The 24,297-nt window shown below is 51.9% G+C and carries 17 protein-coding genes; 10 read left to right on the forward strand and 7 right to left on the reverse strand.

Going from position 1 to position 24,297, the window contains the following annotated elements:
• Positions 1-140 precede the first annotated feature (140 nt).
• The 10 genes from ACS5NO_RS14705 to ACS5NO_RS14750 all read left to right on the forward strand — a co-directional run bounded on the left by ACS5NO_RS14705 (position 141) and on the right by ACS5NO_RS14750 (position 17,051).
• Positions 141-2,288 (forward strand): glycoside hydrolase family 36 protein, encoded by a 2,148-nt coding sequence (locus tag ACS5NO_RS14705; protein WP_439415856.1) that lies wholly within the window; start codon positions 141-143, stop codon positions 2,286-2,288.
• 22 nt (positions 2,289-2,310) lie between these two features.
• Positions 2,311-3,150 carry a phytanoyl-CoA dioxygenase family protein gene (locus ACS5NO_RS14710; protein WP_439415857.1) on the forward strand — a complete coding sequence of 280 codons (840 nt, stop codon included), beginning with the start codon at positions 2,311-2,313 and terminating at the stop codon, positions 3,148-3,150.
• A 57-nt stretch (positions 3,151-3,207) separates the two neighbouring features.
• Complete coding sequence (locus ACS5NO_RS14715) at positions 3,208-4,584, forward strand: sugar porter family MFS transporter (protein WP_439415858.1); 1,377 nt, start codon at positions 3,208-3,210, stop codon at positions 4,582-4,584.
• Between the two features lie 8 nt (positions 4,585-4,592).
• On the forward strand, positions 4,593-5,228 hold the full coding sequence (locus ACS5NO_RS14720) for an RNA polymerase sigma factor (protein ID WP_439415859.1): 636 nt from the start codon (positions 4,593-4,595) through the stop codon (positions 5,226-5,228).
• Positions 5,229-5,288: 60 nt separating this feature from the next.
• A complete protein-coding gene (locus ACS5NO_RS14725) occupies positions 5,289-6,314 on the forward strand; it encodes a FecR family protein (RefSeq protein ID WP_439415860.1) in 1,026 nt (341 codons plus the stop codon).
• A 249-nt stretch (positions 6,315-6,563) separates the two neighbouring features.
• Positions 6,564-10,073 carry a SusC/RagA family TonB-linked outer membrane protein gene (locus ACS5NO_RS14730; protein WP_439415861.1) on the forward strand — a complete coding sequence of 1,170 codons (3,510 nt, stop codon included), beginning with the start codon at positions 6,564-6,566 and terminating at the stop codon, positions 10,071-10,073.
• An 11-nt stretch (positions 10,074-10,084) separates the two neighbouring features.
• Positions 10,085-11,914, forward strand: coding sequence for a RagB/SusD family nutrient uptake outer membrane protein (locus ACS5NO_RS14735; protein WP_439415862.1), 1,830 nt, complete (start codon positions 10,085-10,087; stop codon positions 11,912-11,914).
• A gap of 68 nt (positions 11,915-11,982) precedes the next feature.
• Positions 11,983-14,892, forward strand: coding sequence for a SusC/RagA family TonB-linked outer membrane protein (locus ACS5NO_RS14740; RefSeq protein WP_439415863.1), 2,910 nt, complete (start codon positions 11,983-11,985; stop codon positions 14,890-14,892).
• A 23-nt stretch (positions 14,893-14,915) separates the two neighbouring features.
• Positions 14,916-16,646, forward strand: coding sequence for a RagB/SusD family nutrient uptake outer membrane protein (locus tag ACS5NO_RS14745; RefSeq protein WP_439415864.1), 1,731 nt, complete (start codon positions 14,916-14,918; stop codon positions 16,644-16,646).
• A gap of 105 nt (positions 16,647-16,751) precedes the next feature.
• Positions 16,752-17,051: a T9SS type A sorting domain-containing protein gene (locus tag ACS5NO_RS14750; protein ID WP_439415865.1), complete on the forward strand. Its 300-nt coding sequence runs from the start codon at positions 16,752-16,754 to the stop codon at positions 17,049-17,051.
• A 53-nt stretch (positions 17,052-17,104) separates the two neighbouring features.
• Here the strand turns inward: ACS5NO_RS14750 and ACS5NO_RS14755 are convergent, their stop codons facing one another.
• From ACS5NO_RS14755 to ACS5NO_RS14785, 7 genes are all read right to left on the reverse strand, one after another.
• Positions 17,105-17,725, reverse strand: a complete 621-nt coding sequence (locus ACS5NO_RS14755) for a DUF8845 family protein (protein WP_439415866.1) — start codon at positions 17,723-17,725, stop codon at positions 17,105-17,107.
• 3 nt (positions 17,726-17,728) lie between these two features.
• On the reverse strand, positions 17,729-18,214 hold the full coding sequence (locus tag ACS5NO_RS14760; protein ID WP_439415867.1) for an RNA polymerase sigma factor: 486 nt from the start codon (positions 18,212-18,214) through the stop codon (positions 17,729-17,731).
• Positions 18,215-18,252: 38 nt separating this feature from the next.
• The gene (locus ACS5NO_RS14765; RefSeq protein ID WP_439415868.1) at positions 18,253-18,525 is read right to left on the reverse strand and encodes a hypothetical protein; all 273 of its coding nucleotides are present in this window, start codon (positions 18,523-18,525) and stop codon (positions 18,253-18,255) included.
• A gap of 211 nt (positions 18,526-18,736) precedes the next feature.
• A complete protein-coding gene (locus ACS5NO_RS14770) occupies positions 18,737-21,334 on the reverse strand; it encodes a glycosyl hydrolase-related protein (RefSeq protein WP_439415869.1) in 2,598 nt (865 codons plus the stop codon).
• Between the two features lie 13 nt (positions 21,335-21,347).
• A complete protein-coding gene (locus ACS5NO_RS14775) occupies positions 21,348-22,268 on the reverse strand; it encodes an SIS domain-containing protein (RefSeq protein ID WP_439415870.1) in 921 nt (306 codons plus the stop codon).
• Between the two features lie 126 nt (positions 22,269-22,394).
• Positions 22,395-23,336: a DMT family transporter gene (locus tag ACS5NO_RS14780; RefSeq protein WP_439415871.1), complete on the reverse strand. Its 942-nt coding sequence runs from the start codon at positions 23,334-23,336 to the stop codon at positions 22,395-22,397.
• A gap of 43 nt (positions 23,337-23,379) precedes the next feature.
• Positions 23,380-24,297, reverse strand: a complete 918-nt coding sequence (locus tag ACS5NO_RS14785; protein WP_439415872.1) for an ROK family protein — start codon at positions 24,295-24,297, stop codon at positions 23,380-23,382.

Raw genomic sequence — 24,297 nt, forward strand, 5'->3', positions numbered from 1 at the left:
AACGATTCAAAGATAGAATAATCCATGTTTATGCTAAAATACTTCATCTGCGTCTTCTTGGAAAAACCGAATTTTGGTAATGATAAATACAATTAAACACCACCGGTTTACTCGCTGCTGCTGGTTTTGAATGTCCTTTTATGAAGCAACTTCTTCTCCATCGATTACGAGATTGTCTGAGGTCGGGCATCATGCTCGCGGTTTCGGTGGCCATCACGATTGTACACGCGCAAAGCCCGCCCTTTGCCAAATGGACCCGTTCGGAACTTGCCCTCAACAACGGAATCGTTCAGCGCACCATCAAACTACCTGATCCCGACGGCCACTTTCTAACGACGGTGTACAAACCGGTTGCGGGCGGGTTCAAATACTTACAGAAAACGAACCCCGACTTTCAATTCGAAATCAACGAGACCGTTTATTCGGGTACCGGCGACTGGAAACTGGTGACGGTTCAGCCAATTACCGACACCAAACAGGGCGACGGAGCGGCTGTGACACTGCAAAGCAGCGATGGAAAAGTGGAGCTCACGGTAAACTTTTTACTCTATCCCAACCTGCCCGTTATCCGTAAAAGCCTGGCGATTAAAAACCTCACCAAGGAGCCGGTTCGACTGGAATCGGTCGATGTCGAAAAGTTGGTGGTAACCAATTACAACGCCACTACGTTTAGCTGGATTTGCCACGATTATGGCCGAAGACGCTCAATCGGCCCCTACGACGGTAATTTCCAGGATGCCTTGATAACGGTTCACAACAGTGACTGGGAACAGGGAATCGTGGTTGGCAACGAGGCTGCTGGGGTCGTTAAACATACCTCGGTTTTCTGGGACGAACCGGCCATTCTCAGCGGACTGACACACCGAAACGCGCGCTTCCCCTTTCGGAAATACCTGGCAGCAGGCGAGTCATATGCGACTCCGCAGGTATTCACGATGGTGTATAACAACCACAAAGATCCGGACGAAATACTGAATACGGCGGTTCCGGATTTTGTACGGAAACACATGGGCATACGTCTTTCCGAATTGGAAAAGAAACCCACCTTCGTCTACAATACCTGGGTTCCCTTTCGCAGGGAAATCAATGAGAAGCTGGTCATGGAACTGGCCAAAGCGGCAGCAGATGCCGGAATGAAAGAGTTTATCATCGATGATGGCTGGGCCGACAATTATGGCGACTGGGTTATCGACAGAAAGAAATTTCCAAATGGCCTGAAACCCTTATTCGATTACATCAAATCACTGGGCATGAAGCCGGGCCTCTGGGTTAGCGTGGGCAGTGCTTCCCCGGATAGTAAAGTCTACAAAGCGCACCCGGACTGGTTTGTTCTGGACGAAAAACAGCAACCGGCCAATCTGCACGAAGATGACCTGAAAATGCGCACCGCCTGCTTTGGTACCGAATGGCGGGGCTACATCAGGGACGTCTTGCTAAAGCTGGCGTTGGAGTACGGCCTGGAATACTTGAAACTGGATTTTACGGTCGTAACCAGTACATACCGGTTCGGAAACAAGGTAACGGGCTGTTATGCCAACCACCACAAAGGGCATAAAGACCACCACGAATCGTTATCCGCCAATTATGAGGAGGTCTGGAAACTGTTTGACGAATTGCATGCTGCGAAGCCCGGGCTGTTTATCGACTGTACGTTTGAAACGATGGGCGGTTTGCAATTGATTGACTACGCCATGCTGAAACATGCCGAAGGCGACTGGCTGTCGAATTTCTACGGTCCACCTGATGCCAATGTGGATCTGCGGGTCCGGAATATGGCCTGGTGGCGTTCTCCTGCCATACCCGCCACGGCACTGGTCATCGGCAACCCCGAAATGCAGGATGCGGGTTGGGAAATGCACATCAAATCATTGGCCGGTGCCTTGCCCATCATGCTGGGCGATCCCCGAAAACTGGCCCCGGCTGACCTGAAGAAATACAGAAACTACGCAGACTGGCTGCAAATGATGGAAAACAAGTACCAGATTATGAGCTACCGCCAGGATCTTCCCGGTTTTGGTGAACCCATGGACGGTATGTGGGATGGTTTCCAGCGAATCAATACAGAGACAAAATCGGGCGGCATGATTGGTGTGTTCCGGCACGGCGCAACGGAGCAGAGTCGGCAGGTGACCGTCCGGTATCTTGATCCTGCCAGACGTTATCTGATCAAATCCATGGACGGGAACGTGGTTTCGTCTTTAACGGGGCAGGCCCTCCAAACGACAGGCTTTACCGTCAGTCTGACCGGACCGTATTCCGGAGAACTTTTTGAGATTAGTACAAACTGAGAAAAACTATTCATCGATCACCATGACAAACAAAGCCTTAACCCCGGATCAGATTCGGCAGTATAATCAGGCTGGTTACCTGATTGTTACCGATTTTTTGAACGCCGACGAAGTGGCAAAACTCTACCACGTAGCCATTGAGGATCGTGCGATCAGCAAGCATGCCATCAATATCAACGATAGCGCGGGCAAACGCAGTAAACTGTCGCTCTGGTACAAACCCGGCGATGATGTGTATGGGTTGCTCACCCGGAGCAAACAGCTCGTCGATTCCGTTGATTCGTTGCTGGACAATCGGAATTCTCCGGTTTGCCATTTTCATTCAAAACTCATGCAAAAAGAACCCCGCGTGGGCGGTGCGTGGGAGTGGCATCAGGATTACGGCTACTGGTATAAAAACGAATTTCTGTTGCCCGATCAGATGATGTCGGTGATGGTGGCTATCACCGATGCGAATCAGGAAAATGGCTGTTTGCAGGTGATCAAAGGATCGCACAAAATGGGACGCGTCGAGCACGGTTTCGCGGGCGAGCAGGTAGGTGCCTCCCAACGCTACGTCGATCTGGCGCTGAAAACGATGGATCGGGTTTTTGTGGAGCTGAAAGCGGGTGACGTGCTGTTTTTCCACAGCAACCTGCTCCACCGCTCCGAAGCCAATTTATCGGACAAGCCCCGCTGGTCGATGATTTCGTGTTACAACCGCCAGTCCAACATTGGCTACAACGAATCGTCGTCTTCGTCGGCGAGCATCACCCCCATCTCTGTGGTTCCCGACGAAGCCCTGCTAACCTGGGATGCAACGGGCCTGGTTGAAGAGGGTGCCGGTTTCCTGCGTAAAGAAGCTGACGTATCGCTGAAATAACCCGACGGTCATTGTAGCGCAGATAACCTTCCTTTCTAAACCTTTACCGATCCGATCATGGCAGTTAGTATTCACGCCCGGCCCGAAGTTAGCGGGGTCGATGCAGCGGTCAACCGCCGTTACGTCTATCTCATCAGTGCGATTGCGGCCTTGGGTGGCGTTTTGTTTGGTTTCGATTTGGTGATCATCTCCGGCACCGTCCCTTTTTTTACCAGCTATTTTCAACTGGATGAATTTGAGACGGGCTGGGCAGTAGGCTGCATCAATCTGGGGGCGGCCATGGGCGCCTTGATTGGGGGCCGACTGAGCGATACGCTAGGCCGAAAAAAGCTGCTGATGGGGTGCGCGGTGCTGTTCGCCCTGACGGGTGCGGCTACGGGCTGGGCCGGTAGCTTCCCCTGGTTTATCACGTTTAGAATGCTGAGCGGGATCGCTGTGGGCGCTGCGGCTTTGGTGTGTCCGATGTATGTAGCCGAGATTTCGCCCGCTCCCATGCGGGGGCGCATGGTGTCCTTTTACCAGCTCTCGATTGTGGTTGGCATTCTGCTGGCTTATCTGTCCAATTACCTGCTCCTGAATACCGGCGTAAACAACTGGCGGTGGATGTTCTCCTCCCAGTCGGGGCCTTCGCTGTTGTTCTTCCTGGGCTTGTTTTTTGTCGCTGAAAGTCCGCGGTGGCTCATCCGGAAACACCGTATCGATGAAGCTGAAGCGGTTTTAACCCGCATTGGTGGCCAAACGTACGCCATTGCCGAAGCGTCGCAGATTAAGGCCAGTTTCTCGCAGGAAACCCGCGAATCGGTCGGCGATCTGTTTCGGAAAGACCTGTGGCCCATCGTCTTTATTGGCATCGTGGTAGCGATTTTCTCGCAGGCCGTGGGGCAGAACTCCCTGTTTTCTTACGCTCCGGAGCTCTTCAGACAGGCGGGTATGGCCCAGGATTCGGCCTTTTTGCAATCGATCATCATCGGTGTGATCAACTTCATTTTTACGTTCATCGCCATCGGTACGATTGATAAAATCGGGCGGAAGAAATTGCTGCAATACGGTTCTATTTTACTATGTTTAGACGCGCTCGCCTTGTCGGCGGCTTTTTACTGGCAAGTACCGGGTGCCTGGGTACTGGTTTTCGTGCTGGCCTTCATCGCCATTTATTCGGCAACCTTAGGCCCCGTTACCTGGGTTTGTCTCTCGGAAATCTTTCCGAACCGCATTCGGGGTAATGCCCTGGCGCTGGCAACACTGGCGCTTTGGATTACCAACTTCTTCACCACGGCCTCTTTTCCGGTCATGAAACAGTACTGGGGATTGCCGCTAACGTTTGGTTTTCACGCCATTTTGTGTTTTGCCTACTTTCTGTTTATCTGGGGGCGGATTCCGGAAACGAAAGGAAAATCACTGGAAGAGATCGAAAAAGAGTTGACTCAGCCATAATCATCTGCATGAATTCTCCACTCACTCCTGCCGAACACACGCTGCTCTGGAATGACTTTCGGAACGGAAGCCAGGCTGCTTTCTCCCAACTCTATGAGTTGTTTTCGGCCGATCTGTACCGGTATGGGTACAACCTGATCCGAAACCGGCAACTGGTGGAAGACGGTTTGCACGAACTATTCCTTCATTTACACGAGAAACGCCATCGGCTCGGCCCAACCGACAACATCCGGTTCTACCTGTACCGGGCCTTACGGCGTCGGCTTTTAGATACCGTCAGCCGATTGAACAAGCTGGACTCCGACGATTACCTGTTTAATCAGGCCGAATTTCTGATTCAGCCGTATGAGCAGACGCTGGTTGAAGAACAATTGATCGAGCAGCAAAAACTGTTGGTCATTGCGCAATTGAATAAATTACCCAAACGCCAGAAAGAAATTTTATACCTGGTCTACATGAAAGGCCTGACGTACCAGCAAGCGGCCGAAGTCATGGATATTACCATAAAAAGCGTTTACAATACCGTTAATGTTGCCCTGACGACACTGCGAACTTATGTGCGTACATCGTTTAATCAGGGTGGTGCGTTGTGGAGCCTGATGATAGGCGTTCTGATTTACTTTACAAAGATTTTATTGGGATAACGCCGGGAAAAAATACATTGTGGCCTGTTTTACGAGTACGACCATGATTACACCTGCACGATGCCGAATCCCGCTTTTACCGTAGAAGATTTTTGCAAAGACCCTACCTTCATTCGCTGGGTATTGACCCCCACCGACGAGTCGAACCGGTTTTGGCAAACCTTTATGGCCGATCATCCCCATAAAGTACCCGATATTCAGCTTGCTACCGAGTACATCAAAACCATTCAGTTTAGCGAAACCGACCCTTCTCCGGCAGACCTCGCCCAGTTAAAGCAACGAATCTGGAATGATATCGAAAACCCGGCGCGCCATCCAGACCGCCGTGCGGAATTTCGTCCGGACTCCCCGGTTCGGACTACTGCCTGGTATCAGCAACCGTATTGGGCTGCGGCTGCGGCCATTGTGCTGATCCTGTCGCTGGGTTTGGGCTGGTGGGCGTATGATTCAACGACCGGATTGACCTACCGGACGGCTTACGGGAAGATTCAGGAAATAAAACTGGCCGATGGGTCAATCGTGACGCTCAATGCCAACTCGTCGCTGAAAGTTGCCGACAACCTGGGCGATCGGGCGATCCGGGAAGTGTGGTTGAGCGGTGAAGCCTATTTTGACATTGCGAAACGAAAGGGTTCAAAATTTATCGTTCATACCCCCGAAGCCCAGGTCGAAGTGCTGGGTACGGAATTTAATGTAAATACCAGACGGGAGCAGACGAATGTGGTTCTACACGAGGGAAAAGTGCAGTTAAGCACGGAAAACCAGTCGTCGCTGGTGATGAAGCCTGGCGATATGGCTATTGTTTCTCCCAAAAACCAACAGATTCAACTGAAACGGGTGCAGCCTGAGCTTTATGACGCCTGGAAGAAATCATACCTTATTCTGGATGGAAAAAGCCTCCCGGAAATCATTACCAGTCTGGAAGACACCTTCGGTGTAACGATCAGACTGGCTGATGGAAAACTGGCCGAAAAGACCCTGACCGGAAAGCTTCGTACGGATGTGGCTGACGACTGCATTGACAACCTGGCCATTATTCTGGACGCCAACGTCAAAAAAACCGGTGATGCCTATGTGTTTGAATAGCTCAAATCAGGGTTAAAGACGAGGTGGTTTGCTGGTACCCCTGCGCGGATGGATCATCCGCGCAGGGGTATTTTTTTGCGCCTGTAAGAGCCTGCTACCTGCTATCACCCCTGCACTACGATGGTTTTCACTCCTGATAAAAAGATTTAAAAATTAACAGAAAATAATGATAAAAAAGACGGGAAAAACGGCCATACCGTCTGTTTGACTAGCAACTACGGCAAACCAACCAACGACCTTTTTTAACTTATGAAAAGACGTATACTCTTTTTTACAACCCTGTGGTTATCCTGTTTGTGCGTGACTCAGGAGAGCGTTGCCCAACAGACCTTTGCCTCTGTTCAGAGGGCCACTGAAGGGATACAGGTGCAGGAGAATAGCACGAGTATCATCGCACTGCTTAAAAAACTTGAGATAACTCATCGAACCAGTTTTGTATACCAGAAAGAATTACTGGAAAACAAGACCTTTACGGGGGATATCAATGAAAACGATAAACTAGAACACGTCCTCGATCGTGTATTGACGCCCGCAAATCTGCGTTTCCGTAAACTCAAAGGGGGCGGCTATACCATATTACCCCGGAAAGCTGCCAGAATCATACCGGCAGAATCTGAATTATTAAAAACATCAGGCAACCCGTCAATCGAACAAGAGACTGACAGAGCGCCGACCCTGGATTTACTGGCCTTGAGAGCCGATCTGAAAGCCACGTCCGCTGAAAAACCGGCTGATATAGTCATAAAGGGGCGCGTAACCGACAGTGAAAAAGGGGAACCCATTCCCGGAGCCAGCATTGTACTCAAAGGGGCGACACGGGGGACAACGACCGATGCCAGTGGTTCGTATTCGCTTTCCGTACCCAATCAAAATGCCGTTTTAGTCTTCAGCTTCGTCGGGTTTGAAAAACAGGAAGTTACGGTCGGAAACCGCACGCAGATCAACGTGGTGTTGAAAAATGACCTGAATGAACTGAATGAGGTGGTGGTGGTGGGCTTTGGCACCCAGAAAAAAATCAATGCCACGGGTGCCATTTCAAGCATTGGAACGAAAGAACTGGTCCAATCGCCGGTAGCCAATATCAGCAACTCGCTCGTGGGCCGCATGCCGGGCCTGTTTGCCACCCAATCCGGTGGCGAACCGGGAAATGATGCATCGAAACTTAGAATCAGAGGGGTTGGTACGTTTTCGGGAAGCACCGACCCGCTCACCCTGGTCGACGGTATACAGGTCGATAATTACAACAACATCGATCCCAACGAAATCGAATCGGTGACAATCCTGAAAGATGCTTCGTCGACGGCGGTTTACGGCATCCGGGGTGCCAACGGTGTCCTCATTATTACGACCAAGCGGGGAAAGGTTGGGCCACCCAAAGTGAGCTACACCTTCAATCAGGGTTTTAACTCATTTACCGACCTGCGGCAGATGATGAACAGTGGCGACTATGCTACCCATTTTAATGATGCCCTCAAAGCCGATTCCTATGTAACCGGTACCGTTTATGTGCCAAGATACACAGACCAGGATATCGAACTCTACCGGAATGGACAGGATCCGGTTTTCCACCCAAATGTGGACTGGTTCGACGAGATGTTCAGGAAAGTGTCCAAACAATCCCAGCATAATGTCAACATCAGTGGGGGGCAGAACAAGGTACGGTATTTCGTTTCGGCGGGGTATTTTAGTCAGGAGGGGCTGTTTAAAGACACCAAAGAGGTGGTCGACGCGTTTTCGCCCCAGTCGCTTTTTCAACGGTATAACCTTCGGTCTAATTTTAATTTCGACGTAACCAGCCGTTTACGGATGACGCTCGACCTGTCGTCGCAGACGGAGGTGAGGAGCGGTAACAATGGCAGCAGTACCGAGCGGGTCGTTGGCGATATTGCCCGGGCCAGCCCATTGAGTACGCCCGGTGTGGTGGATGGGAAAGTGGTCAATATTCTTACGGGTGCACAAAACAACCCCTACGTCAGTCTATTGTATCCAAACCAGGCCGGTGGGCTCAAACGGTCTTACCGAAATTACCTGAATGGTAATTTTAGGATGGATTACGACCTCGACTCCTGGGTCAAAGGACTGTCTGTTCACGGAAACGTGGCCCTGCAAACCTACAATGACCAGCAGATCGTCAACACCAAAACGCTGATCACGTATTTAGCGGTAAAGCTTCCCGACGGTTCTATTAATTATGTGCCGTCGACAACCGAAGCGCAGTTTGGTTTCAGCCAGACAGGAACCTTCAACCGACGCATTACGGCCGAAGCGGGTATTGATTACAAACGAAGTTTTGGGGTCCACAACCTAACGGGCTTAGTCCTGTATAATCAGCAAAAAACCTTTGATCCATCACTGGCTTTTCTGGTTCCGAAAGGCTACCAGAGCTATGTCGGCCGGGCGACGTACGATTATAACGGCCGTTACCTGGCCGAAATAAACGTAGGATATAATGGGACAGAAAATTTCGCTCCCGGGAAGCGTTTCGGCCTTTTTCCCGCCTATTCGCTGGGTTGGGTTGCGTCTCAGGAATCGTTTTTTCCGAAGTCGGGATTCGTAACCTTCCTCAAGGTCAGGGGCTCTTATGGCGAAGTGGGTAACGACAACATTGGCGGAACCCGTTTCCTGTACCGGGAAACCAGCTACTCATCGGTGGCCAATATGTATTATTTCGGAAATGTGGGGTCAACATTCAGTGGCTTTCCGGGCATCCGGGAAGGGGCCACCGGCAATCCGAACGTCACCTGGGAGCGGGCTGTCAAGCAGAATCTGGGCCTGGAGCTGTCGCTGTGGAAAGATAAAATCAAATTCACGGGCGACGTATTCAGCGAAAAACGCAGTGACATTCTGGCAACGCCCCAAACCATTTCGTCCATCGTAGGCCTGTCGCAACCCGCCAGCAACCTGGGTAAAATGCAGAACAGAGGGTATGAGGCCGATATAACGTATATGGATCGGGTTGGAAATTTTGGTTACCGCATTTCGGGTAATTTTAGTTTCGCCCGCAACAAGATCCTTTTCAGGGATGAGGTACCCAATCAATATGCCTACCAAAACCGTACGGGTCAACGGTTAGGGCAAAACTTCGGACTGATTGCCGAAGGTCTTTTCAATACCCGTGAAGAGATCGATGCCCCCGGTCGACCGGTATATTCTTACTCGAATAACCGAATTCAACCGGGCGACATCCGATACAAAGACTACAACGGGGATGGTATCATCAACAACTTTGATGCGGTTCCGATCGGCTTCTCCAATTTGCCGGAAAAAACGTTCGGGGCGTCGATAGGACTCAATTACAAAGGGTTCGATTTCTCCATCCTGTTTCAGGGCGTCGGTAACGTGTCGCATTATTACACCCGCTTCCAGCGCGGTACGGGTTACGGTTCCGCCCCGCCCGAAGGGTCACCGAGCTACCTGAACGAAAGCTGGACCCAGGAACGGTATGATGCCGGTTTGCCCATCCGGTTTCCCCGTTTTTCGGTGAATAGCAGTCCCAATAATGAGGGATCCTCCTACTGGCTGGCAGATGCCAGCTATCTGCGGATAAAAAACGCCGAAATAGGCTACCGACTTAGCGACATACTCGTCAAGAAGCTGGGGATCAGTTCATGTCGCATTTATGTGAACGCGAATAACCTCTTTACCTGGAAAAACATGTATCCGGGCATTGACCCGGAAAACACCGCCACCGGAGATACCAATACCGAGCCTTACCCACTGGTTCGAACCATCAATACCGGGATAAACCTAAGCTTCTAATGATCGCCGATATGAAAAAAATAGTATCCTTTACTGCTATACTCTTCTGCTGCCTGATTACCACCTCCTGTAATAAGGACTTTTTGGATAAAGCACCCGGCGTGGATCTGACCGAAGACAATGCCTTTCTGAATAAAGCCAATCTGGAGACCTTTATCACCACGATTTACCGCTATGGTGTTCATTCCAATTTCCGGTACCGGGTTCAGGGCGAAGGGGTTACCTCTCCTGACAGGAACTACATTCCATTTTCGGGCGTAAACGCCACCGACTGCATTCACCCCAGTTCCAGTATCAGCGACGAAGGAGATGCCTCGGAGGCCGCCTTTGTGAACAACAACCGCTGGAATGAAGGCACTGTTCTGCCATCTACGATCGTGAATGTTGAAGACTTTCGGTATTATATCCGGTGGATCGCTTTGCGTCAGATCAATCTGGTGCTGGAACGAATCGACGAAGTGCCCGATGCCGATGCGGTTTACAAAAAACAGGTTGTCGCCGAGGTCAGAACCCTGCGCGCCTTGAATTATCTGGAAATGCTCAAGCGATATGGGGGCGTTCCGATTGTCGACAAGGTGTATGACGCCGGCCAGAGAGTGGATGTTCCCCGAAGTTCCTTCAGTGATTGCGTCAACTTTATCGTAAAAGATATTGATGAATCGGTGCCCAATCTGCCAGCCGCTTATTCGGCTTCTCAAACCGGCAGAGTCACGGCCCTGGTCGCTTTGGCCATCAAATCGGAAGTGTTGCTGTATGCCGCCAGTCCGCAGTACAATACCGCAACCCCCGTGCTGGGGATGACCAATGCGGCCGATAATGCCCTGATCTGCTACGGTAATTTTGACCCAAACCGTTGGCAGCTAGCCGCCGATGCGGCTAAAGCAGCGCTCGACTACGCCCTGGCAAATGGCTATGAACTCATTGATGAGCCTGCGAACAGGAATCCGAAAGAACTGGATAATGGCACCGTAGGCCCCCTGGGCAATTACCGGGTATCCTGGGAAACCAATAACAATAAAGAACTGATCTTCATGTATCAGGGTGGCGCTAACAATGCAAATGCCATTACGAATATTGGCAATGCGCCCCTGACCTTCTGGAACGCATCCTGCTTTGGATCGTTCTGGAGCGGAATCAGTGTGCCGCTGAATTTTGTGAAGAAATACGAGAAACTCGACGGGACGCCCCAGACCTGGGACGCTGCCGGTGGAACCGACCTGCTGGCAAAATATGCGGAGCTGGATCCCCGATTCAAGCAGTCGGTGATCTATACGAACGGGTATTATACGGCCCGCGATCCGATTGCCCAGATCTACAGCGGTGGCAAAGATTATGTGAACTGCAAGGGCGGTTTCTGGCTGCGGAAATACATCCCCAGAAATGCGACCAGCGCCAATTTTGTGATGAACGATGTGCTGTTTCGGGTGAACGAATTGTACCTCAATTACGCCGAAGCCTTGAATGAAGCAGCGGGACCGGTGCAGGCCGCCTACGACGCCATCAATGCCATCCGCACCCGTTCCGGCATGCCGAATCTGCCGCAGGGACTCACCAGGGAGCAATTCAGACAGCGCGTGCGCAACGAGATCGCGATCGAAATGCTCAATGACGATCACCGGTTTTGGGATGTCAAACGCTGGTTGATTGCCGAAGAAGAGGGCGTGATGAAGGGAAATATGGAGGGGTTGCAGATTACCCGGAGCGGTACCGCACCTAACTATAAATATGCCTGGAAACCGTACACCTTTGAAACCAGGACATTCAACAAGAACATGTACCTGCATCCTTTCCCATTGACTGAAGTACTGAAAGGGAATTTAGTCCAGAACCCCGGTTGGTAAGCGTGGAATTTGCCGCTGGGCGACAGCACGTTTGCTCCCTCCATTTCGAACCAATTTCCTTCGCTGCCATGAAACGACACTATACCTTAACCATTTTTCCTGTCTTACTTTTAACCCTGCTCCTGCGTAAAAACGTACAGGCGCAAGCGGGTAACGGTCAACGGTATGCCCCCGATACCGTTACCGTTCTGCCCAGGTCGACGGTCAAAAATATTGGATTTGGCACCCAGCCTGCGCAACGAATTACGAGTGCCATTTCAACCGTATACGGAGCCGATCTGGAAAAAAACTTTACCCTGAATCTCGGGAACACCCTCTATGGGCGTTTGGCCGGTTTATCGGTTACACAGGGGGGATCGGAGCCGGGATCTTCTACCCCCGGACTCTTTGTGCGGGGCGTCAACACGTTTGGGGCTGCCGGCAATTCCCCGCTGCTGGTGATCGATGGTTACATCAGCAATGGTGCCGGTACGTCGAATGCTTTTATGCAACTGATACCCGAAGAAATCGAGACCATTACGGTTTTGAAAGATGCGTCGGCAACGGCCATCTACGGGGCCCGGGGAGCCAATGGGGTGGTGTTGGTAACGACCAAAACCGGTCAGGAAGGGCCACTGAGAATTTCGTTTTCCACCAAACAGGGTTTCAATCAGGCGCAATACCTGCCGAAGTTTTTAAACGCCTACCAGTATGGGATGTTGTATAACGAAGCACTGGCAAACGATGGGTTACCCGCCCGCTACACGGATGCCGATCTGGAAGCCTACCGGACGGGCAATGATCCCGTTTTTCATCCGGACGTCAATTGGTATGATCAGGTATTGAGGCCCACGGCCCCCGTTTCCAGTTACAACCTGACCTTCGGCGGGGGCGATACATTCGTGCGGTACTTCGTTACGCTGAATGCGATTCAGAGCCAGGGGCTTTTCAAAAAATTCGGCGATATGAACGAGGAAAGTTCCAATTCAGACTACTCCAGATATAATTTTCGGACCAACCTGGATGTAAACCTCACGAATCGGCTGTCGGCTGAATTTAAGATTGCCGGTTCTTTCGAACAGACCAACAACCCGAATAACTACACCACCGGCTCGACTTTTAATTTACTGGCCCAACTCCCTCCCAATGCCTTTCCGGTGTATAACCCCAACGGGAGTTATGGCGGCAATGCGTTGTATGCCAACCCGGTGGCCAATCTGCTGTCGACGGGATTTTACACCAACAATTCCCGCACGGTTTTGTCGTCGTTAAAGCTGACGGAGCAACTGGATATGCTTGCTAAAGGGCTGAGTGTTTCCGTTGCCGTTTCGCTCAATAATTATTTTGAGTCGGGGTCCCGGAAATCCAAGCAATACCCCCGTTATTCTATTTCAAAAGGCGCGGCTGGCGACACCATTTATAGCCCTGCCGTCGGGCAGTTAACCGCCCTGGCCGGTGCCGAGGAAACGCTGGATCAATACCGGAATCTGATCGTTCAGGCTTTCCTGAATTATAAGCGGACCGTTGGCAAAAGTGACATCTCGGCGATGCTGATGTTCAATACCGACAATGTAACGGTTTTTGGTCCGGCTTCGGACCCCTCCACACCGACGGCCAACTCCACAGACCCTTATAAGCATAACAGCGGAGCCGGTCGGTTTACCTATGCCTACGACAACAAATACATCGCTGAATTCTCGGCGGGGTATATGGGGAGCGAGATTTTTGCGCCCGGCAAACGCTACGGTTTTTTTCCGGCCGCTTCGTTGGGCTGGGTGCTGTCGAGCGAGAAATTCCTGACCAATCACAAGGCGATCGATTTTTTAAAACTGAGGGGTTCCTACGGCCTTGTCGGGAACGACAACATTGTGTCACAGGGTCTGTCGACCCGCTATGCCTATACCCCAACATTTGGAGGTGGGGGCTACTTTTTCGGAACGGGTAATGCGGCCGTCGGCGGATTAGCCGAAAACGCTATTGCCAACCCCAACGTTACCTGGGAAAAAGAAAAATCGCTCAATGTGGGCGTCGACGCAACGCTCTTCAAGCACTTCGACCTCTCGTTTGATTATTTCAATCGCGACCGTTACGACATTATGGTGGCTTCGGCCAGCACAACACCGTTGTTTGCCGGGATCGTTACCCCGAACCTGAACAACGGGAAAGCAACCAATAAAGGGTTTGATTTAGCGCTGCGGTATACTACCAGCCAGAAAAAGAACCTGCAATTCTTTGTCGAGAGTAATCTGTCTTATTTCAAAAACAAAGTGGTTTTCAACGCTGAAGCTGTTCAGTTAAACACCCGGTTATACGCTACCGGTGCCGCCATTGGTCAGCCGTTTGGCCTCAAAGCCATTGGTTTTTACAGCCTGGAAGACATCGCCCAGCGACAGAACGACCCCAGAAGTGTTCCCGGCGTGTTGAGTGAGGTCATAAAAGCCGGTGATATTAAATACCAGGATGTTGGCGGACCCGACGGCAAACCCGACGGCATCATCGATGCCAATGACCGAATGCCCATTGGCAACCCCGGTTTGCCAACCCTGTCGCTTGGCCTGCACACCGGTTTCCGCTACAAAGGATTTGATGCGGATCTGGTTTTTCAGGCGGTTACGGGCAACACGGTGTATTTAGGCGGCAATTATTTTCAGGCATTTCAGGGTAACGGTCAGGTCGCTCCCATTGCACTCACCCGCTGGACTCCGGAAACGGCGGCCACCGCCGACTATCCACGGCTGTCGTCAAAGGATAACCTGAACAATTATCAGTTTTCGAGTTTCTGGCAACGCGATGGCAGTTTCGTCAAGTTACGCAGTGCCGAAATCGGCTATTCGCTCCCGTCGGGCCTATCGGATAAAATGCGACTCAAAACCGTCCGGTTCTTTGTCAATGGCACGAACCTGTTCTCACTCGACCGGATTCCCTACGGCGACCCCGAATCCCTAACCGGTTATCCGGTGATCAGGACCGTTACGCTTGGCCTGAAAGTCCAGTTGTAATTCATTCAAAACGAAGCTGACTTATGAAAAAATATACCTATACCCTAACCGTTTTGGCTGCGCTGACGATGAGTGCCTGCCAGGACCTTGACCGGGAATTTGTAACCACAATTGGGCAAAAGGAAATTGAACAGTCATTTGGAAATGTCCAGTCCTTACTGAATGCCATTTACGCTGATATCCCCGATGGCACCCTTTATATTGGTGGGGCAGCCATGATGGCTTCGGCGACGGATGAAGCCGAATTTACGGCCGAAACAAACCCGGTTCAGAGTTTCAATACCGGTAGCTGGAATGCCGTCAACAATCCCGACCTGGTTTGGGGCACCTATTACCGCAGCATTCGAAAAGTAAATCAGTTTCTGGCCTCCACGGGAAAAATTAACCTCGACCCCTGGAAACTCGACCCGTCGGCTTCGGCCCAGCAGGTTTACCAGACCAACCTGGCGGCTATCAAGCGGTGGACCTACGAAGCCCGGTTCCTGCGGGCTTATTATTACTTTGAGTTGGTGAAACGCTACGGGGGCGTGCCGCTCATCAACCGAGCCCTGTCGCTGGACGAAGATTTCTCAAAAACCGAGCGCAACAGCCTCAACGAATGCATCCAGTTTATTACGGCAGAGTGTGACTCGGCAGCCGCCCAATTGCCCCTCAATGCTTCGACCTTTCCGTATGTTGCCGCCACCGATTTGGGAAGGGTAACGAAACTTACGGCGCTGTCGCTCAAGAGCCGGGTTCTGTTGTATGCCGCCAGCGATCTATTCAACACCCCCGCCTGGTCGGGCGGTTATGCCAGGCCGGAACTGATTTCAGTATCGGGTAGTGACCGGATGACCCGCTGGAAAGCCGCTTCCGATGCCGCCAAAGCCGTCATTGATGCGGCTGCCTTACCGACGCTGGGGGCTTATAAATCGCTGTTCAATACGTTCAACAATGCCGAAATTATCTTTACCCGGAGTAATGCGGCCAGTAATCAGTTTGAAAGAAATAACTCACCCATTGGCTTCAATTTAGGCCAAAGCGGCAATACGCCTTCACAGGATTTAGTGGATGCCTACGAGGTCAAAGTCAATGCGACAACGGCGGCTAAATTCGACTGGAACAACCCGGCTATGGCCGCTGATCCGTATGCCAACCGCGATCCTCGTTTGGGATTCACCATTGTGGTCAATAACACGCCATTCGGTACACCAGCCCGAAATGTGCAGTTGTGGACGGGCGGACTGGACGCCAAACCGATTCCATTTGCTTCCAAAACCGGCTACTACCTCCGAAAATACCAGATTGAGAGCCTGAACCTGATCAATGGCAATACCGGTGTACACAGTTGGATTCTGTTTCGGTATCCCGAAATCTACCTGAACTACGCCGAAGCGTTAAACGAGTGGAGCCCGGGCAATGCCGATATCAAGGCCTATTATGACCGGGTCAGAAGCCGGACGGGCGTCGCCATGCCCCTTTTGCCGGCCGGCTTGTCGCAGGCCGATGTGCGGGAAAAAATACGGAATGAACGACGGGTGGAATTTGCTTTTGAAGATCACCGCTTTTGGGACGTCCGCCGATGGATGCAGGGTCCCACGTATTTCAATACGCCACTCCGCGGAGTCGACATCACCAGAAACGCTGATGCGACGTTCAGCTACAAGCCCGTTCCCGTTGAAGACCGGGTATTTACCCCGAAGATGTATCTGTATCCCATTCCGCAAAGTGATATAAATATTGCCGGGGCATTGGCACAAAACCCACTTTGGTAAGTGCCTAAAGGAAGCTACCCCTGAATTCTTGCTCTCCGGATCGTACTACGGCTCAAACCGTAGGTAGGGAATCTTTGCGTTTGACTAAAAACAAAACTCACGATGATGAAAACTCTACTTTTCGCTGAATTGCTCAGAATTTGCCAGGTGGCCAGTCGGGTGAGGTTGCTGGGCAATCCGATCCGGGGTGATGCGGTGGAGCTAGAGGTATCGGGTGTGGAAGGACAGCCCCTGCACGTGGAACTAACCGACATTCGCGGGCAACTCACGGCAAAGCATCAGGTCGGGCAGGCTGGTGCGGTGGAGCATATCCGGCTGCCGGTTAACCGAACGACAGCAGGCGTATTGGTGCTGCGCGTTAGTACGTTAACGGAAAATCAGCTATTCAAAGTAGTAAAACCGTAAGCTACTGATTCAGGCGCGTGCCGTTCGGTGTTTTTCAAGAAAAACTGTCAACCTTATTCAAGCTGTGTAATACAGGCTTTCAGTTCATCAAGATAACGGCCATACAGTTGGTAAATATACCATTTGAGCATAAAATACGTACCAATGACCAGCGCCACCGACAACAGCAGACACAATACGGCAAAGAGGATGCCGGGGTTTTCAGGGAGAGCTGAAAAGGCAGGATCGGTCTGATCTCCGGTTATCCCAATAAAACCGCCGAGCAGTAGACCTACGGGAATAGAACCCATACAATAGCGATAATAAATCCGCACAAATCGACTAATCATAGCTTCCATTTCCTGTAAATTCTGCCGGACGGACCCTGGGGGCCAATTCAGTCGGTTGCTAAGCTGACGGGATTGCCAGGTGAACCCAACCACCTGAGCAACACTCAGAACGAGCAGACCGCCACCCACCCACCGGAAAATCGTTGATGACCAGATAACCATCACAAAGGCCAGGACCAGCATGATGACCAGGGCCGCACCGACTTCCCACAACAGATTTCGCAGAATACGCTCGATGGCGGTGTGAGATCGCTTCCGGAGCATCTCCTCCAGCGCAGGCCCCGACTTGTCGGGAATCAGTTCGAAATGAGCCTGGTAAATGGCTTTAAACTCGTCCAGTTCCATTGGCTAGTTTTGTTGTACGGTTTGTTTGAGCTGCTGCCTGATCCGATTCATTTTTACCGCTACGTAATTCGGCGTAATCCCCAACAGTTGACCAATAGCCGCATAATCGTACTCATCCAGATAGAGCATCACCACCGCTTTATCAATTTTATCCAACTGGCCGATGGCTTGATAGAGCGCGACAAATTGCTGTTCGGTAGTGTCATCATTCAGATCAGGAAGTTGAAGTATGCTCTCAAGCCCAGCTTGAGTTGGTTTCCGTTTTGTTTTCCGCCAGTATGAAATCGCCGTGTTCAGCCCGATTTGATAGAGCCAGGTGGTGAACAAAGCCTCCCGCCGGTAACTGCTGTTGGCTTTCCAGGCATTCAGCAGAATTTCCTGAAACAAATCTTCGCGATCTTCCGGTTTGTCCGCATAGAGGTGACAAACTTTATGAATGATTTTCTGATGCTGGCGAATCTGTCGGATAAATTCCTGCTCGGATAACATGAGGACCGGTAGCGAAGGGAACTAGTAGGAATACGCGATCAGCCGAAGGTTTTCCAGTAAACCAAACCGATTCCTGCCAGGATCAAAAGATGGACAATCAGCCAGACGCGTTGCCAGCGCGGGCGGTTATCCCAACGCACCGTCTGATCGAAAGGGTCGAAAATCAGGGCGATTCCCAAATTGCTGGCGGCATCCCCATACGAGCCCGTCAAAAAGAAGTAGAGGCTCAACAGCACAAAGGCCCCGTACAGAATACGGTTAAACCGGTTTGACAGGATTTTTTCCCTAACGGATTGATTGGTAGCATGCATCGTTTTTTAGTTTTATCTTATTAGTCGCAGGGGCCGGCGAAATATTACAGATAAGTTCCGTTTTTTTTGTAAAAAACCGTACGCGACGATTTACCTAACTACACATCCAGATGGAGAATGTATTTCGAAAATTCATCACCCGATACCTGGGTCAGGAAGCAACCGATGCCCGTACGGGTCGACAAGTTTCCGGTTTTCTGAGCCAAGATGCTTATCGCTGTAGCTCAAGGCGGTAGGTATTGATCTGAAAAGGAGTAAATTCAAAAGCCGGGCTACCCTGCGTCAGATTCAACCGGCGTTCATTCGTTTCGAGGTGCGTGGTTTGCCAGACGCTGCGAATCGGTTGAAAGAGGTGAACCTGTGGCCTGATGGCGGTATTTTTCAGGTTCCAGAACCGGGCAATCAGGCCCGCATCGGCACCCTCTTCGCCCGGTTTCAACGCCCAGAGAATAACGTTTTTGTCTGATATCCGCAGCAGTGAATGCGTCACTGGGGGAAAGTTGCCGATAGAACCGGTGACTTCTCCCGTTGCCAGCGGGTTCTGGTGTTCAAGGGAAAACCGCATAGCCGCCAGCGGGTCAAAAGCGGTCGTGTGAGTAGTCAGGGCAAACTGATATCGGAACGCGGTGGCTCCGTTCTGCTGCTGAATCCCCAGGTTTTCACCATCGACTTGCCCACCCGCCAACGCATTCAGTTGGGACGACTGTTCCCAGAGTGAATCAGGTGTACTCTGCCCTAATTTGAAAAAACTGCAATCCTGGTTGGACAGCGTTACGCCGTAATTCGATTCGCTCAGATCAGCAAAGTGGTTGAACGTCAGCCAGTCATAGCGCGCGTTTTCGTTGGCGTACTGTCCTCCCCGCACTTCTTTTCTGGCCGTCAGAATGGCACCCAGTTCTTCGTGGTGCGTGGTTGGCTGGTCGAGATTATACGAAAACACCCAGGTTTTCACGTCACCAAAATTGGCATCGATGCGGTTTTCAATGTCGATCCGGGGCGGTCCGGCGTCCCGGCTATTTTTAAACAGCGTCACCCGGACCGTGTGCGCAATCGGATCATTGGAAACCGCCTTCAGCGTGACCGAAACCGGCCCTGCGTTTTCAATCTCCAGCGGGTTTCCGGCATCCGGGTTGCCCGATCCCAGATCATTGAAAAACCGCCCATCCATCGGCCTGACAACGGCCCGGTTTCCAGCCCGGAAATCGACCAGCTCACTGATAACCCCCGACTTTCGCAGCCGAAGCCGGTAATACGCATTCTGGATGAACTCACCCTTTACCTGAGCCGCCACCGGTTTGCGCGCCGGAACACCGGGCTGAATTTCAAACACTTTGTAGCCCACCGACGGGATGTTCTCCGCCCAAATCCGCAGGTACGATTTCCCTTCTTTGCGAATCACCTGACTGGCAACCTCCTTATTCGTTTGTAAATCAATCACTTTAACCGGATTGGTTTCTGAATACAGGAAATCGGCCACATCGCTGCGAACCCAGCTCAACGGATTGAATACATAAAACCGGGTTTGTTTGGCGGCTTTTAAATTTTTGCCCAAAGCAGCTACGGAGCGATTGTAAAGTGTATCCACGTAGCCCGTGATGGCCTTCTGTTGTCTGATCTGCCACGCGGCCCGTTCTTTTCGGGAAACCGGTCCGTCGGCGGTCCAGTCGTGCTCCCAGTATAGGCCGTAGGCTGCCCAGGCTGCGTTTCGTACTGCGGTTAAATCCGTTGAAAACGTACTGTCTTTCAAGGAGATGAGAGCCGCCAGGGCTTCTGCCGCGCGGAGCTTTTCAGTGGCCCGCCGAACCTCGGCGGTGGTTTCGTTCATCGACGCCGGATACAAATCCCATTCATTGCCAAACGAAACCGACTGCGCCGGGATATTGGGGTAACTCCGCTCCACATCCCGGAAGAAATCTTCTTCGTTCGACACGCGAACCTTCCGCGTCGGGGTGGTCGTGTTATGGGCAGCCGCGACAAAGGCAGGTGCCTGAAATGTGGCCAGATCGTCCCAGCCGTAGCCAAATGCCCCGGCCACGTTGTAGGGATAGGCGGATTGGGGTGAGATCGTATCGCACAAAGCGTCCAAAACCGGAACCCGGCTGCTGATATCAGGCAACGGATGCTGAATCTTTTTCTCGGTACGGGCTTCGGCATAGCCCCCCAGATCGACCGACAGCGGGCTCCGGTTGTACCATTTCATCAACACGCTGCGGTTGTCGAAACCCCGATACCGATACAACTGGTGCTGGCGAACCTTGAGCTTCGATTCGATTTTTGACGCACAACTGCACACGCCCCGCCAACTGTATCGGGCTCCCGAACCCGCCCAGAGCGAACTCAACCCAAACGGCAGCGTCTGATTTTCCATGCAAACCGCCAGCGGAAAACGCAGGTCGTGCTTCCGTTCGAGCTGCCCGGCGTAGTACATACCCCGCAAAACGGCCTCGGTCGGCTGCCCTCCGTAGGTGCTGACCAGCGTATTTAACGGACTGCTGATGTGCCCCGATTTGATGTACTGAATGAGCTTGTTAAACTGGGCCGGACTCCGGTATTTCTGGTAAATTTTCAGCCAGAAACTGCCATCACAATTGAAACGGGTCTGAAAATCAGCGGGATTGTTTTTCGTCGAATCGATTTGCCGGATGTTATAATCCAGCATCCGGACAAAAGCCGTATCGTATTGCGCTTCGTTGCCCGTCCACATGTAGTCGGTGTGGTCGTCGTTGGCCAGATAAATGCGTTTGACGGGCTGGGCGTGCAAGGCGGAAAAGCAAGCCAGCAAAAAAACCGTGTGGAATACTTTTTTCATGCGCTGCTGATTGTCAAACCACTTCCGTCACTTTGCCGCCGACCACAAAGGTTTCGCCGATGTTCAGCTTCAGAGCCAGGTAATACGCCATAAAATTAAACGGAATGATGTTGTGCAGAATCGACCAATTTTCGTCCACATCCGGTTCTTCGATCATCAACACATGCCCCCCCGAACCGGCGATCAATTCCGACAGCCGACGGGTTCGTTCGTAGGCCGGTCCCTTCGCCAGAATCTGAATCACGATGCTGTTTCTGGCGGTTTCTTTGGGGCCGTGATCATACTGCGCCATCGGCAATCCGTGGAAATTCAGCTTGGTGCTTTCGCTCAAAATCAAAGCGGCTTCGCAGGCCGTCGCGATGTTGGGGCCACTTCCCGTTACATACATGCCGTGAACGCGGTGTTGACTCCATACACGAAAAACCGCATCCGCCAGTTGCTCGCCCTGTTCCCGGTAGCGGTTCATGGAATTAGTAATCCGCTCTACGGAGGCCGCAGGCGACATACCGAACCCTTTGAACAGCGTAATCAAGGTGTTGACGTACGTTTTTGACGAAGAATACTGCTCCGCTCCCGCCCGAATCGGCACCACCTGCGACACGTTCGATGCCGTACACAACGCACTGCCGGTGTCATTGGAAACCGCCACGTACTGATCGAACAATTCCCGACACCAGAGCACTTCGCTGCTCCGGCCCGACTGCGACAACAGAACCGCCAGCGGTTTTTTCGCCCCTTTTGCCAAAAAGTAGAAATAGTCGGAAGCCAGTTCGGGGTAAATGGGAAACCCCATGTATTTAAAAGCCAGCGGGGCAAAATACGACGAGCCCATGCCCAGATACGGAACCTGCAACGGAAGCGGTTCTATCGCGCTCTTGAGCACATCGGCTGCCCGGGTCGGTATTTCTAAGATCTCACGCAAAATTGCATCCATAGTCTAGTTTTGAAGGGTTGAAAGATGGGAACACGGATTCAGCAGATGGAACGGATTTTCACGGATAAAATCTGTTTTAATCCGTGAAAATCCGTGTTCCCATCCCATTGCTTGAAAATCTCGTAGTTAAACGGGTTTGATGGCAGGCTTCGGGTCTGTTTTTTCTTTTTCATACGATAACGGCAATGCACCGACGATGGCGAGCAGAATGCCCAGTGTTTCGATCAGGGATAAACTTTCTGATAGGAAAATCAGGGCTAAAATAATGGTAAAAACCGGTTGCAAAGCACCGGCAATCGTCGTGACTTTCGAGGCTTTTCCTTCAGCACTGTAAGCCGCAAAACTCGCCAGAACGCCCAGCCCGTTGAGCATGCCGGCCAGCGAACCAAGCACCAGCGTTTTGGGCGACATCGCAAAGTCAGCCCAGCCGAATCCGACAAAAACCAACGCGATCAAAACCGATGACACGATGAAACTGATGTAGGACCATTCCGCCGAAATGTGGTTGGTCGTCTCTTTCTGGGCCGCACTGAAAACACCCCAGAAAAACAGCGCCACCAGCGAATACAGCAGCCACCGGCGGTCGGCCCCGGAATTCAGCCCGATGGTCTGGAAAAAAGCCGCCGGATTTTCAAACAACAACGACTCGCCCGACAGCATCACCACCGCCGGAATAGCCAGCAAAATACCGATGGCATTGATTCCGTTCAGTTTCTCCCTGAAAACCAGCAACGCAATGACGATGGTAACGAGCGGATACAGATTGGTTACCGGAATGACGATGGCCGCCAGACCGCCCGCACTGAACGCCTTGTAAACCGCCACATTGCCCGTCACGGCCAGCACCCCCGCCACCAGTCCCCAGCCAATGCCTTTGCGACTCGGCTTTTCGTTTCTGACTTTTTTAACCACCAGTGGCAGGGTCAGTAGCATGCCAACGCTGAATAATACGTGGTTCGTAAACGGGCTGACCTCGTCCGAAATCAGTTTCGCCACCACGCCCCAGGTTCCCCAGAAAAAAGCTGCGGCAATCGAGAACAAAATCCATCCTTCGTATTTCGTCTTCATCGTTTCAGTGACTCGTTGACGTGTGACAATCATCCCAAAACCGCTACTTGAATAGCGCAGCACTGCCCAGAATACCGGCCTCCTCTTCCAGAATGGAAAGTGTCAGTACGGTTTTATACGCTTTGTAGGGATTTAATAAACCGGGATTGTGCAGCGCATTGATTTCCGGTTTCAGCCCTTTGGCAATGCCTCCGCCCAGCACAATGCAATCAGGCGCAAAAAGGTTGACGAAGTTGTCGATCCCGGTTTTCAAATAGCCGGTGTATTCCCGCACAATTGCTTCGGCATCGGGATTTCCGGTCTGTTTTTCGGCAAAGATCGTTTCGGCGGTCATCGGCAGATTCGGATATTTCTTCGGCCAGCCCAATCGGTTGGCCATCCGCGCGATACCGGAAGCGGAGACCAGGGATTCGAGACAACCGGTTTTACCGCAGTAGCAAACCGTCTCGTTCGTGGTGATTGTCAGGTGGCCGCCCATGTGGGCGAACGGCAGCGATCCGTCCAGCTTGCCATCGATGGTAAATCCCAGGCCCAAACCGGTGCCCAACGTCAGCACCAGAACGCGACGATAGCCCCGGCCCTGCCCATACAGCGATTCACCCAGGGCCACCAGCCGCGCGTCGTTGTCGACCCGGCAGGGCAACTGGTGCTGCTCCTGAATCCGACCGGCCAGCGGATAATCTTCCATGAATGCGAGAAAACCGTAGGTCGAATCGACGGTTCCGTCGGGAAAAACAAAACTGGGGACGCCGATACCGACCCCGGCAATCGACGCCTGTTCCGTTTCCGCTTTGGCCTTAAACTGCTGAATGGCTTGGCCGATTTCCTGCAAAAACCGCGTGTCGTCCTGAGTTTCGGTTGGCCGGATCACCCGATCCTCGACCAACCCGGTTTCCAGATTGACCAGACCAATTTTGGTGCGGGTTCCCCCGATGTCGATGCCAATGGCCAGTTTTTTCAC

The sequence above is a fragment of the Larkinella fluvii genome, assembly GCF_051857545.1.
In the GTDB taxonomy this organism is placed as follows: domain Bacteria; phylum Bacteroidota; class Bacteroidia; order Cytophagales; family Spirosomataceae; genus Larkinella.